At 37.1% G+C, this 12,874-nt stretch carries 13 protein-coding genes; all 13 read left to right on the top strand.

Annotated elements, in window-relative coordinates; translation table 11 throughout:
• The first annotated feature begins 3 nt into the window (after nt 1-3).
• The 13 genes from ymfI (at nt 4) to D9782_RS16245 (ending at nt 12,845) form a co-directional block, all read left to right on the top strand.
• The gene (gene ymfI / locus D9782_RS16305; RefSeq protein WP_121605207.1) at nt 4-717 is read left to right on the top strand and encodes an elongation factor P 5-aminopentanone reductase; all 714 of its coding nucleotides are present in this window, start codon (nt 4-6) and stop codon (nt 715-717) included.
• A 105-nt stretch (nt 718-822) separates the two neighbouring features.
• Nucleotides 823-1,083, top strand: a complete 261-nt coding sequence (locus D9782_RS16300; RefSeq protein WP_026680959.1) for a DUF3243 domain-containing protein — start codon at nt 823-825, stop codon at nt 1,081-1,083.
• 174 nt (nt 1,084-1,257) lie between these two features.
• Nucleotides 1,258-2,049: a YmfK family protein gene (locus tag D9782_RS16295; protein ID WP_121605206.1), complete on the top strand. Its 792-nt coding sequence runs from the start codon at nt 1,258-1,260 to the stop codon at nt 2,047-2,049.
• A gap of 17 nt (nt 2,050-2,066) precedes the next feature.
• The gene (locus tag D9782_RS16290; RefSeq protein ID WP_121605205.1) at nt 2,067-2,966 is read left to right on the top strand and encodes a helix-turn-helix domain-containing protein; all 900 of its coding nucleotides are present in this window, start codon (nt 2,067-2,069) and stop codon (nt 2,964-2,966) included.
• A gap of 73 nt (nt 2,967-3,039) precedes the next feature.
• Entirely contained in the window at nt 3,040-3,618 is a 579-nt protein-coding gene (pgsA, locus tag D9782_RS16285; protein ID WP_026680962.1) for a CDP-diacylglycerol--glycerol-3-phosphate 3-phosphatidyltransferase, read from the top strand.
• The gene (locus D9782_RS16280; protein WP_121605204.1) at nt 3,615-4,862 is read left to right on the top strand and encodes a competence/damage-inducible protein A; all 1,248 of its coding nucleotides are present in this window, start codon (nt 3,615-3,617) and stop codon (nt 4,860-4,862) included. Before pgsA ends, D9782_RS16280 begins: the two co-directional genes overlap by 4 nt.
• Before the next feature lie 175 nt (nt 4,863-5,037).
• Nucleotides 5,038-6,075: a recombinase RecA gene (recA, locus tag D9782_RS16275; RefSeq protein ID WP_121605203.1), complete on the top strand. Its 1,038-nt coding sequence runs from the start codon at nt 5,038-5,040 to the stop codon at nt 6,073-6,075.
• Nucleotides 6,076-6,538: 463 nt separating this feature from the next.
• A complete protein-coding gene (rny, locus tag D9782_RS16270) occupies nt 6,539-8,101 on the top strand; it encodes a ribonuclease Y (RefSeq protein ID WP_026680965.1) in 1,563 nt (520 codons plus the stop codon).
• A 141-nt stretch (nt 8,102-8,242) separates the two neighbouring features.
• Nucleotides 8,243-9,040 carry a TIGR00282 family metallophosphoesterase gene (locus D9782_RS16265; protein WP_121605202.1) on the top strand — a complete coding sequence of 266 codons (798 nt, stop codon included), beginning with the start codon at nt 8,243-8,245 and terminating at the stop codon, nt 9,038-9,040.
• A 106-nt stretch (nt 9,041-9,146) separates the two neighbouring features.
• On the top strand, nt 9,147-9,407 hold the full coding sequence (locus D9782_RS16260) for a stage V sporulation protein S (RefSeq protein ID WP_021291504.1): 261 nt from the start codon (nt 9,147-9,149) through the stop codon (nt 9,405-9,407).
• 727 nt (nt 9,408-10,134) lie between these two features.
• Nucleotides 10,135-11,703, top strand: coding sequence for a tRNA (N6-isopentenyl adenosine(37)-C2)-methylthiotransferase MiaB (gene miaB, locus D9782_RS16255; RefSeq protein WP_121605201.1), 1,569 nt, complete (start codon nt 10,135-10,137; stop codon nt 11,701-11,703).
• A 1-nt stretch (nt 11,704) separates the two neighbouring features.
• Nucleotides 11,705-12,133 carry a YlbF/YmcA family competence regulator gene (locus D9782_RS16250; protein ID WP_026680967.1) on the top strand — a complete coding sequence of 143 codons (429 nt, stop codon included), beginning with the start codon at nt 11,705-11,707 and terminating at the stop codon, nt 12,131-12,133.
• A 145-nt stretch (nt 12,134-12,278) separates the two neighbouring features.
• Nucleotides 12,279-12,845 carry an outer spore coat protein CotE gene (locus D9782_RS16245; protein ID WP_026680968.1) on the top strand — a complete coding sequence of 189 codons (567 nt, stop codon included), beginning with the start codon at nt 12,279-12,281 and terminating at the stop codon, nt 12,843-12,845.
• Nucleotides 12,846-12,874: the final 29 nt, after the last annotated feature.

Here is a 12,874-nt window from a genome sequence, read left to right as displayed (position 1 = left end):
ACAATGGGGAAGAATGTTTTAATCGTTGGTGCGAGTGGCGATATTGGTGTGGCAATTGCTAAACAATTGGCAGAGCAAAATTATCAGCTTATTCTTCATTACAATCATAACAAACAGGCACTTGAAGCTTTCCGTAAAAGTATCGAACCGGAAAAAATTCTTTCTATGCTACAAGCAGATTTAAGTAATGCAACTGCTTGCAAGGCCTTTGTTAAGCAGCTCGTTTTCCCTATTGATGCAGTTGTTTTTGCAAGTGGCAAAGCACACTTTGGTTTGTTTCAAGATACACCCGAAGATGTAATGGATGAGATGCTCCAGCTTCACATAAAATCGCCTTGGATGATCGTAAAAGAATTATTACCGTCCATGATTCATACAGGCGGGCAAGTTATTTTTATTACATCTATTTGGGGTGAACAAGGTGCCAGTAATGAAGTCATTTATTCATCTGTAAAAGGTGCACAAAATAGCTTTGTAAAGGCCTTAGCTAAAGAAGTGGGACCGTCGGGCGTTTCGGTAAATGCAATTAGTCCGGGCTATATCGAAACCAAAATGAACCAACATCTTTTAGATGAAGAGAAAGCAGAAATTATAGCTGATATTCCGCTAAATCGAGCTGGGAAGCCAGAAGAAATTGCACATATGACTAGTTTTTTACTTTCCGGGAATAGTAGCTATATTCAAGGAGAAATAATCAATGTTACCGGTGGCTGGTAATCTAGCCAACAGTTTTGATATGTTCACTTTTGTTCCTTCATGCATGTATAAACAAGGAAATAATTCAAATACTATGCATGTAAAAATATTGAAGGAGGAGAAAGTATGTCAGTTCTTGATAACTTTGATTCGTGGAAAAGTTTCCTTGCAAATAAGCTTAATCAAGCACAAGAGCAAGGGATGAGTGAACAAACGATACAAAATATGGCACAAGAGGTCGGCGACTATCTTGCACAAAATGTCGACGCAAAGAATAATGAAGAGGCAATTTTACGTGATTTATGGAATGCCGCTTCAGAGGATGAGCAACAAGCTATTGCAAATACAATGGTGAAATTTGTGCAAAATCAAGGCAATACAAAATAGGGACTATTTTGTATTCATTTACGAAGTTGTTTATTATTAAATAAACAGCTTCTTTTTTTTATTTCTTATGATAATCTCTTTTCACTTGGAGTAAAATCCTTTATTATATAGTTATATCGTTAAAATTAAATTGAAGAAGGTCTGTAAAAAAGTTGTCACTTAAAGGAGCTTTTTATGGAGAAGACAGAATGGTATCTTGAATATGAAATTCAAATTAACCGACCTGGTTTACTTGGTGATATTTCGTCGTTATTAGGTATGTTATCCATAAATATTATTACAATTAATGGTGTGGAAAATGCACGTAGAGGTATGCTGTTATTGTCGCAATTTGATGAAAATATAACACGCCTAAAATCAATTTTAGAAACAATGGATATGATCAACGTTACTAAACTTCGAAAGCCTAAACTTAGAGATAAAATGGCAGTACGACATGGAAGATATATACATAGAGATGTTGACGATCGTAAGACCATTCGATTTGTCCGTGATGACCTAGGGCTATTGGTTGATTTTATGGCGGAGTTATATAAAAAAGAAGGTCATAAATTAATTGGGATTCGCGGAATGCCAAGAGTTGGCAAGACGGAGTCAGTTGTAGCAGCTAGTGTTTGTGCAAATAAGCGATGGCTGTTTGTATCCAGTACGTTATTGAAGCAGACAGTTCGTAGTCAATTAATCGAGGGAGAATACAACCCAGATAACATTTATATCATTGATGGAATGGTTTCGACAAGACGTGCTAATGAAAAGCACTGGCAGCTAATTCGAGAGGTTATGCAGCTACCTGCTATAAAGGTAGTTGAACATCCGGATATATTTGTACAATCAACAGAGTATAAAATGGATGACTTTGATTACATTATTGAACTAAGAAGTTATCAGAATGAAGAAATTACGTATGAACCTATTGAAAGACAACAATTTAGTCAAGAAGATGGATTCTCTACGTTCGATTTTTAAAATGGATGGTGTTTGAAATGGAAATTGGAGCAAGGCTAAAGGAAGCAAGGGAGGCAAAGAACCTCTCATTAGAAAGTTTGCAGGAAACAACAAAGATTCAAAAAAGGTATTTACTTGCCATAGAAGAAGGTAATTTACATATTCTACCAGGAAAATTCTATGCAAGAGCATTTATTAAGGAATATGCAAATGCAGTAGGACTTGATCCGGATGAATTGATGGAAGAATTTAAAGAAGAAGTACCGAAAACGGAAGAACCTGATGGAGAGCAGCTAAGTAGGATTCAACGGACTCGTAAGGAGACGAATGCCGAAAAGACTCCTTCAAGCTTTTCGATCTTCCCTACGATCATCGTCGTGTTACTAATTATTGGTATTATCGTAGTTGCCTTGATCTTTATTAATCAAAATATGTCGGGAAATGCTAATAATGAAGAAGTGAAAGAAGACGATAGTGTTGTGATTAATGATGATAAACGTTCAAAACAACCAGCAGAAGAAGATACAAAGAGTGATGAAGAAAATAAAACTGATGAAAGTGATGAAGCTCAGAACGATAAAAATGATGAATCAGAAGCAGCTTTTTCTGTCATAGAGAAAGGTGAAGGAAGTACTCCGGAATCGATTGTTGCCTTCAATTATTCTGGTGAGGAAGTGGAGGCAACTCTTGAAGCTGAAGGGGATACATGGCTTGGTGTTAAAACGGAAGATGGGGAAACGTTCTTTGAAGAGGCTATGTTTAATGAGGAAAAATCACCTTTAGAACTGAAGCTTACAGGGAAAGATCGTGTGTTCTTCAAAATCGGTAATGCATCTGTACTTACGATTACCATTAATGGAGTGGAAATGGAATATCCAGTTGACCCACAAACCGTAAGACAAAATATATGGATAGAATTAAATCAAGAAGCTGAATAACTGATAAGCCCTTCCTTTCAACTTGTTGGGAAGGGTTTTAATTTATAGATGCTTACACGAGGAGGATGTATAAATGAATGTACCAAATAAAATAACGTTATCTCGAATACTTTTAATACCAGTTTTTATTATTTTAATGAGTGTGCCATTTGATTGGGGATCGTGGGACATTGGTGAAGCTCAATTACCTCTGACTCATTTTGTTGCTGGATTATTATTTATTGTCGCCGCCGCTACTGATTGGATTGACGGCCACTATGCAAGAAAATACAATTTGGTAACAAATTTAGGTAAGTTTTTAGATCCGCTTGCAGATAAGTTACTTGTTTCAGCAGCATTAATCATACTGGTAGAAATGGGGGTAGCTCCAGCATGGGTAGTTATCATTATTATCAGTAGAGAATTTGCAGTCACAGGTCTTAGACTTGTTGCTGCTGGTGAAGGAATTGTTTTAGCAGCTGGGAGTATGGGTAAATTGAAAACGGCAACGCAGATGATTGCTATAGCAGTATTACTACTGCATAATTTTCCGTTTGCCTATATAGGATTTCCATTTGGACAATGGATGCTGTATATTAGCCTGTTCTTTACTATTTTATCTGGGGTTGATTATTTCATGAAAAACTGGCATGTAATGAGGGATTCAAAATGACCAAAAAAGTGAAAGCTGAGATTATTGCTGTAGGAACAGAATTACTGCTCGGTCAGATTGCAAATACGAATGCGCAATGGCTATCGCAGCAACTTGCTCAGTATGGAGTTAACATATATAACCATGTTGTCGTCGGTGATAATCTACGCCGCGTCGAAGAGGCATTTAGACAAGCACATCTGCGATCCGATATTATTTTAGTAACTGGTGGGTTAGGGCCAACAGAAGATGACTTAACAAGAGAGGCTTTTCAAGCATTATCGAATTTATCGATGGTGGAACACAAGCCTTCCATGGATAAAATACAAGCATATTTTCATAAGCAAGACGTTGAGATGACCCCGAATAATCGAAAGCAGGCTCGTGTTTTTGAAACAGCAGATGTTTGGAAAAACAGTGTAGGGATGGCTCCAGGGATGATGGTAACATTTGAAGGTCGGAAATGGATATTTTTACCTGGTGTTCCCAGGGAAATGAAATCACTTGCTATCGAGCATGTATTCCCAACGATTCAGCAAATGGTTAGTCAGCATGAAATCATAAAATCTGTCGTATTAAAATTTATAGGAATAGGTGAGTCCAAGCTAGAACATGAACTGCGGGACATGATTCAAGCCCAGACAAATCCGACTATTGCACCGTTAGCCCAGGATGATGGGATCGTGATTCGGTTAACAGCTAATGGAGAATCAGAGCAACAAGTAGATGAATTACTAGATAAAACCAAATCAAAAATTTTAAATTTAGTAGGTCACTATTTTTATGGAGTCAATCAAGCCACGCTAGAAGGGGAAATTGTAGAACTGCTAAGGAAAGATAGCAAACAACTAGCAACTGCTGAAAGTCTAACAGGAGGACTATTCTCCGGAAAGCTTTCATCTGTTCCTGGTGTTTCTGACGTGTTTCGTGGAGGCATTGTTTCATATAATAACGAGGTAAAACAAAATGTTTTAGGCGTACCACCTCAGGTGATTGAGGAATATGGTGCTATTAGTAAGGAATGTGCTTTAGCAATGGCAAAAAACGCAGCAACGAAACTCAATGCATCCATCGGTATTGGGTTTACTGGAGTTGCTGGACCTTCAGAAACAGAAGGAAAGTCTGTTGGTACAGTATATATTGCTATATATGATCAAGCTGGACATACGATAAGAGAGAAATGTCAATTTCAAGGAGATCGAGATACGATAAGAAGAAGAACTGTTCAGAAAGGTTTAGAGCTTTTGTACAATCATTTAAAATGATAAAGTTAGCAGAATAATTGAATGGATAATTACATAGTTACGCGGAAATCTATTCTATAATTCTTTTTCCTTTTGTTATTCCCCTCTAAAAAAGGGAACGTTTATTCGTTTTTTGCTTGGCAAAAGGTCGAAAACCATGTATGATGTAAGTAGATTATTAAAGGAGGACGACGCTTTGAGTGATAGAAAACAAGCTTTAGATATGGCGTTAAGACAAATAGAGAAACAATTCGGTAAAGGTTCCATTATGAAACTTGGAGAACAAGCTGAACAAAAAATTGCTACCATACCGAGTGGTTCACTAGCATTAGATGTTGCCTTAGGTATTGGAGGTTATCCGAGAGGGAGAGTAGTTGAAATTTATGGTCCAGAATCCTCTGGTAAAACAACTGTAGCTTTGCATGCTATTGCCGAAGCACAGCGTCAAGGTGGACAAGCTGCGTTTATCGATGCAGAACACGCATTAGACCCTACTTATGCCCGTGCTTTAGGAGTGAATATTGAAGAATTACTCCTTTCACAGCCTGATACAGGAGAGCAAGCATTAGAAATCGCCGAAGCGTTAGTTCGTAGTGGTGCCGTTGATATTATTGTAGTCGATTCTGTTGCAGCGTTAGTTCCTAAAGCCGAAATAGAAGGTGAAATGGGAGACTCTCATGTTGGTCTTCAGGCTCGTTTAATGTCACAGGCTTTAAGGAAGCTTTCTGGTGCAATTAATAAATCAAAAACAACAGCCATTTTTATTAACCAAATCCGTGAAAAGGTCGGCGTCATGTTTGGTAATCCTGAAACAACACCTGGTGGAAGAGCACTTAAATTCTACTCCTCTGTTAGATTAGAAGTACGTCGTGCAGAGTCATTAAAACAAGGCAATGATATGGTAGGAAATAAGGCAAGAATTAAGGTAGTGAAAAATAAAGTAGCACCGCCATTTAAACAAGCCGAAGTAGATATTATGTATGGAGAAGGTATATCCAAAGAAGGAGAAATATTGGATATTGGATCAGATTTGGATATTGTCCTTAAGAGCGGTGCTTGGTATTCTTATAATGAAGAAAGACTTGGTCAAGGTCGAGAGAATGCGAAGCAGTTCCTAAAAGAAAATACGAATGTGATGACGGAAATTCATGAGGCTATTCGCAGTCATTATAATCTTGATGATCAGCCAAAGGAAGAAGTAGAAGAAGCCGGTCAGGAAAGTTTAGATGTCTAGTCAATAATTAAAAAGTCTGGGATAAAAGTAAATAAGAAACAATCAAAACGAGCTATAATTAGTTAAAGTTGATTATAGTTCGTTTTTTTGATTAGAATTAATAATTTAGCACCTAAAATAAGCGAGACTCCCGCGGAAACGGATATATTTCAGGTTGCGATGATTATATTCCCATAGTGATAAAATAATTGTTTGTATTTTGAGTGAGAAGTTATGTTTGTCTAAAGCACTTATTAACAAAAATATTACTATCTCTTAACTAAAGTAAGTATATTTCCATTATTTACACAAGTAATCGCGACAACTTGTGACGTTTCCTTGACATTCGCATTCTACACAATTAAAATTAATACTGTATAGATTTATCATTTCAATGATATATTTTATTGTTTTCACGCATTGAAAATGCTACATGCCGACAATAATTTAATTGTACAACTTTATAGCAATAGGAGGTGAAATCATGGACAGTCTTTTACTCATCTCCATTTTGCTTGGAATCCTAATCGTCGGTATTGTTGTTGGTTATCTGATTCGTAAATCTATTGCTGAAGCTAAAATTTCTAGTGCTGAAACATTAGCTAAACAAATCGTTGATGAGGCACATCGGAATGCAGATGCCTCCAAAAAAGAGGCGCTTCTTGAAGCGAAGGATGAAAATCATAAACTTCGCCAACAGACCGAAGATGAACTTCGTGAACGACGTAACGAAGTACAAAAGCAAGAAAATCGTCTGATGCAAAAAGAAGAAAATCTGGACAGAAAAAGTGAAACACTAGACAAGCGTGAGCTTATGTTAGAGAGGAAAGAACAGTCGTTAACAGAAAAACAACAACAAATTGAAGAAATGGAAAGCAAAGTGGAAGCTACATTACAAGAGCAGCAAACCGAGCTTGAACGCATTTCAGGATATACAACAGACCAGGCTAGACAAATTATTCTTGAAAGAATCGAACAAGAAGTTGCGCATGAATCAGCATTATTAATAAAAGAGGCTGAGAATCGCGCAAAAGAAGAAGCAGATAAAAAAGCCAAAAGCATCCTATCGTTAGCTTTACAACGCTGTGCTGCTGACCACGTTGCTGAAACAACCGTCTCAGTTGTTAACCTTCCTAATGATGAAATGAAAGGACGAATTATTGGTCGTGAAGGGCGGAATATTCGTACGCTAGAAACGCTGACAGGTATTGATTTAATTATTGATGATACTCCAGAAGCAGTAATTTTATCTGGATTTGATCCGATTAGAAGAGAAACAGCTCGCCTCGCTTTAGAAAAACTCGTACAAGATGGAAGAATACATCCAGCACGAATAGAGGAAATGGTAGATAAGGCGAGACGCGACGTAGATGAATATATACGTGAGATTGGTGAAGAAACAACGTTTGAAGTAGGTGTACATGGCTTACATCCAGACTTAATAAAGATTCTTGGTAGATTAAAATATCGTACAAGCTATGGACAAAATGTATTGAAGCATTCAACTGAGGTTGCATACCTTTCTGGATTGCTTGCTGCTGAACTAGGTGAAGATGAAACATTGGCAAGAAGAGCGGGACTACTCCATGATATTGGTAAAGCAATAGATCATGAAGTGGAAGGAAGTCACGTCGAAATTGGTAAAGAACTTGCAATGAAATATAAGGAACATGAGGTTGTCATTAATTCGATAGCTTCTCACCATGGCGATGAAGAGCCTACTTCCATTATCTCAGTATTGGTTGCTGCAGCGGACGCACTATCTGCAGCAAGACCTGGTGCTAGAAGTGAAACGTTGGAAAATTATATTAAGCGATTAGAGAAATTAGAAGAAATTTCTGAATCGTTCACTGGAGTGGAAAAATCATTTGCTATTCAGGCGGGAAGAGAAATTCGCATTATGGTAAAGCCTGATGAAATCGATGATGTAGAATCCGTTCGAATCGCACGGGACATCCGCAAGCGAATTGAAGGAGAACTTGATTACCCAGGTCATATTAAAGTAACGGTAATCAGGGAAACGAGAGCTGTTGAATATGCAAAATAAAAAGTGGTCATAGACCGCTTTTTATTTTGCGTATTTTAAGGATGACTGCATATTTTTCCTTACATAATGATTAGAAATTTTGACAAGATAAACACGGTATGAAAGACTTAAAGTAATCAAAAGGATAGGATGATAAGATTAATGAAAATTTTATTTATTGGAGATATCGTTGGCTCTCCAGGTAGAAATATGGTACAGGAATATTTGCCTAAGTTAAAAGAGAAATATCGACCAAATCTTACTATTGTTAATGGGGAAAATGCTGCATCAGGTAAAGGAATAACTGAAAAAATTTATAAACAATTTCTGGAGTGGGGAGCCCAAGTTGTTACAATGGGAAACCATACATGGGATAAGCGGGAAATATATGATTTTATAGACGATGCTAAGAATATGATCCGTCCAGCGAACTTTCCGGAAAATAATCCTGGAAAAGGAATTATTTATGTAAATATTAATGGAATTGAAGTCGCTGTTATGAATTTACAAGGAAGGACATTCCTTCCACCTAGTGATGATCCGTTTACTAAAGCAGATCAATTAATAGAGGAAGCTAAAAAACGAACAAATATAATTTTTATAGATTTTCATGGCGAAGCAACTAGTGAAAAACAGGCATTAGGATGGTATGTAGACGGTCGTGCTAGTGCAGTCGTTGGTACTCATACGCATACACAAACCGCTGATGAACGCATATTGCCTGGTGGTACTGCATATATATCCGATGTAGGGATGACGGGCCCGTATGATGGAATATTAGGCGTAGAGAAAGAAGCGGTGATCCAACGGTTTTTAACTTCCATGCCTGTACGTTTTGAAATTACAAAAAAGGGAAGAAGTCAGTTAAATGGTTTTTTCGTTACGATTGATGATAAAAGTGGGAAAGCAACAAAGGTGGAGCGCATTCTAATAAATGATGATCATCCGTTTATTTATTGATTATTTGAATGTTTCGAATTATTAATGCATAATAGGGTAATAAGCTAACATCTCCAGGAATATAGTAGCAATAGAACTATAATAGTTAATGAAGGAGGTACTAGTAATGGAAGTATTAAAGGTGTCAGCAAAATCAAATCCCAATTCAGTAGCAGGTGCACTTGCGAATGTTTTAAGAGAACGCGGCTCAGCAGAAATTCAAGCGATAGGCGCTGGTGCATTAAATCAAGCTGTAAAGGCAGTAGCAATTGCTAGAGGATTTGTTGCACCAAGTGGAGTTGACCTCATCTGTATTCCGGCATTTACTGATATTTTAATTGATGATGAAGAACGTACAGCAATTAAATTAATCGTAGAACCTCGTTAGCATGATAAGCTGAATTACGAAGATTAGAGTGTTACGTAAAGCGTAGCACTTTTTTATTGTCTAGAAAATTATAGGAAATTATAAAGTTTGCCCATGTGGATAACTATGAGAATGTTGAGCTCCAGCGCCCAGAAACGAGGCTACTTCACGAATCGTCCTAATCTAAGTCATCATCGACTTGCAAATTCAATCGTGATTCTTTTATCTCCGTCGGCTCGCTCCAGCCGCTACGCTTCTAATCGGGTGCTTTCACTTTTGTTCTGTTTTACTTTTTCTTTCAAGAAGATTAGATAGAACGAGAGAAGGGTACCAACTGTGTCCCATTAATAGCAAGCAGATCATTTCTGCTTGGCATGATGAAATTTGATTCATGTGATTTCATATTTAGCTCATATATAACTGGCAGTAATATCCTACTTCAAAGAATAAAGTGAAACCATTATGTAAGTGGGGGACCGTTTGCCAGTAAATGTCCGATTGGTTCAAAGTCCTTAAGGTCATACCCTTGTGGTACTAAGTGATGAACAAATCACCTCCACTGATTGAAGTTTCATTTTATTTGATTTGACTATGCTATAAAAGAGTGACATATTTCGTAATCTTTCACTGTCAGAAAGAAGTTTTTAGTGGCGGGAAACGGATAGATATTGTTAAAATAAGTGCGAAGCATTATACTATAATAATTGGACTTATTTGCGATGATTGAATGATAGAGAGGAGCATAAAGATGAACGAAGAACAGCGTAAACAACAAGCGCAAATTAAACAGCTGGATGCCGCGGACAGAAAATCCGGACAGGATAAACCGTTAAGTGAAAAAACAAGTGCTGATTTTGCAAAATACTTTGAAACTACCTATGAACCACCTAACCTAAATAAGGCACGAAAACGTGGCCGGGACAAGATTAATGTTCATTATGATTTTGCTATCCCAGAAGACATGGAGAAAATTGGTGAAGGAAAGAAGTTTTTAATACGTACATACGGTTGTCAAATGAATGAACATGATACAGAAGTGATGGCTGGAATTTTAACGGAAATGGGGTATGAATCCACTTCGGATACAAATGAAGCGGATATTATACTTCTTAACACTTGCGCAATAAGAGAAAATGCAGAAAACAAAGTGTTCGGTGAAATCGGTCATTTGAAGCCATTAAAATTAGAAAAGCCAGATCTCATACTTGGAGTATGTGGTTGTATGTCTCAAGAGGAGTCAGTGGTAAACCGAATTTTAAAGAAACACCAGCACGTAGACTTAATATTTGGTACGCATAATATTCATCGCCTACCACACCTTGTGAAAGAAGCCATGTTTGGCAAAGAAAAGATTGTAGAAGTATGGTCTAAAGAAGGAGATGTTATTGAAAATCTTCCGAAGGCCAGAAAAGGTAAAATTAAAGCATGGGTTAACATTATGTATGGCTGTGACAAGTTTTGTACGTATTGTATTGTTCCAATGACACGCGGAAAGGAGCGAAGTCGAAGGCCTGAGGATATTATTCAAGAGGTTCGTCATTTGGCTGCTCAAGGATATCAAGAAGTTACGTTATTAGGTCAAAATGTAAATGCCTATGGAAAGGATTTTGATGATATTACTTATGGGCTTGGAGACTTAATGGATGATCTTCATCGTATTGACATACCGAGAGTTCGATTTACGACATCACACCCTAGAGATTTTGATGATCGATTAATCGAAGTACTTGCTCAAGGTGGAAATCTGCTTGATCATATTCATCTGCCTGTTCAATCAGGAAGCAGTGAAATATTGAAAAAAATGAATCGAAAATACACAAGAGAATCTTACTTGGAGCTTGTTCGTAAGATTCGAGAAGCAATGCCAAATGCTACATTAACAACTGATATCATAGTTGGCTTCCCAAATGAGACAGAGGAACAATTTGAAGAAACGATGAGTTTAGTGGAAGAGGTTGGCTTTGAAGCTGCCTACACATTTATTTATTCACCAAGAGAGGGCACACCTGCAGCACGTAAAAAAGATGATGTACCTGAGGAAGTGAAAAAACAACGTTTATATCGCTTAAATGAGCTTGTTAACAAACAATCTGCTGCTTCAATGAAAACATACCAAGATAGGGTTGTTAAGGTTCTTGTTGAAGGTGAAAGTAAGAAAGATCCAAATGTTCTCGCTGGCTATACAGAGAAAAACAAGCTAGTGAACTTTAAAGGACCGAAATCTGCAATTGGTAAGATAGTTGAAGTAAAAGTAACAGAAGCGAAAACGTGGTCATTAAATGGTATAATGGTAGAAAAAATGGTTGAGGTGGAATAGCATGGCAGAATATACTCGTAAACAGGTACTTGAGGAAGCAAAAAAATTAGCAAGTATGCTTGCAAATACAGCAGAAATAGATCGCTTTAAACAAGTAGAAGCTAAAATAAATGAGAATAAGAAAGTGCAGCAGCTTATTACAAAAATAAAGGCACTACAGAAGCAAGCTGTCAACTTACAGGCTTATGATAAAAAGGAAGCATTAAAGAAAGTTGAAGAGCAAATCGATATCTTTCAAGCTGAAATCGATGCGATACCAGTTGTTCAAGAATTCAAAGAAACACAAGTGGTCGTGAACGATGTATTACAACTCGTAACTGGAACCATCGCCAGAGAAGTTACGAATAATGTTATTCAGTCAACTGGTGGCGATATTTTGGCAGGAGAAACAGGGTCGAAATTGAAAAACAAATCTGGCTGTAGTCATTAATGACAATCAGACAGGGAAATGATTTCCTGTCTGATTTCGTATGTAAAATTCCTACATAACTTTCCTCCTTTTCATAAATAGCTATGCACTTTAGGTATTTGTCTTGCATAAAATGACTATGAAAAAAGAGGAGGTAAAGGTAATTATGACTTTTCTAGATAAAGAATATAGAGAGATCATTACGAAAGCGGTATGTGGAAAAGGTCGCAAATTCACGCAAGCATCACATTCCATTTCGCCATCACATAGACCTTCTAGTATTTTGGGGTGCTGGGTAATTAACCACCTGTACAATGCTAAGAAAAAGTCAGAAGACACTGTTGAAGTTAATGGTAGCTATGACATTAATATTTGGTATTCGTATAATGATAATACGAAAACAGAAGCAATAACAGAAAGAGTAACGTATTGCGATATTATTCCTCTTTCCGTAAAGGATGATCATTGCCTAAACGATGACTTTGATGTTATTGCTAAGGTCGTACAGCAACCAAATTGTTTAGAGTGTAATATTGCGAATAAAGGGCATAAAATTGTGGTGGAAATTGAAAGGGAATTTATTGTGCAGGTAATTGGTGATACCAAAATTGCTGTAAGAGTTGATCCAAAGCGTGAAAAATTTGATGATGATGACAGTGATAGTTGGGATTTTGAATTAACAGATGATGAATTAGATAGTGTAGAGCCAGATTTTCTTGATAAGAAGGATTAAAAAAATTACGGGGGATTATATTCCTCGTA

Origin of the sequence: Virgibacillus sp. Bac332, assembly GCF_003667785.1 — a bacterium.
Taxonomy (GTDB): domain Bacteria; phylum Bacillota; class Bacilli; order Bacillales; family Amphibacillaceae; genus Virgibacillus; species Virgibacillus salarius.
The sequence above is the reverse complement of the archived record's forward strand: the minus strand, read 5'-3'. Positions and strand labels throughout refer to the sequence as shown.

Bases quoted from the DNA above. Each gene is read 5' to 3' on its own strand.
- ymfI (WP_121605207.1), top strand. From the start codon at position 4: ATGGGGAAGAATGTTTTAATCGTTGGTGCGAGTGGCGATATTGGTGTG.
- D9782_RS16300 (WP_026680959.1), top strand. From the start codon at position 823: ATGTCAGTTCTTGATAACTTTGATTCGTGGAAAAGTTTCCTTGCAAAT.
- D9782_RS16295 (WP_121605206.1), top strand. From the start codon at position 1,258: ATGGAGAAGACAGAATGGTATCTTGAATATGAAATTCAAATTAACCGA.
- D9782_RS16290 (WP_121605205.1), top strand. From the start codon at position 2,067: ATGGAAATTGGAGCAAGGCTAAAGGAAGCAAGGGAGGCAAAGAACCTC.
- pgsA (WP_026680962.1), top strand. From the start codon at position 3,040: ATGAATGTACCAAATAAAATAACGTTATCTCGAATACTTTTAATACCA.
- D9782_RS16280 (WP_121605204.1), top strand. From the start codon at position 3,615: ATGACCAAAAAAGTGAAAGCTGAGATTATTGCTGTAGGAACAGAATTA.
- rny (WP_026680965.1), top strand. From the start codon at position 6,539: ATGGACAGTCTTTTACTCATCTCCATTTTGCTTGGAATCCTAATCGTC.
- D9782_RS16265 (WP_121605202.1), top strand. From the start codon at position 8,243: ATGAAAATTTTATTTATTGGAGATATCGTTGGCTCTCCAGGTAGAAAT.
- D9782_RS16260 (WP_021291504.1), top strand. From the start codon at position 9,147: ATGGAAGTATTAAAGGTGTCAGCAAAATCAAATCCCAATTCAGTAGCA.
- miaB (WP_121605201.1), top strand. From the start codon at position 10,135: ATGAACGAAGAACAGCGTAAACAACAAGCGCAAATTAAACAGCTGGAT.
- D9782_RS16250 (WP_026680967.1), top strand. From the start codon at position 11,705: ATGGCAGAATATACTCGTAAACAGGTACTTGAGGAAGCAAAAAAATTA.
- D9782_RS16245 (WP_026680968.1), top strand. From the start codon at position 12,279: ATGACTTTTCTAGATAAAGAATATAGAGAGATCATTACGAAAGCGGTA.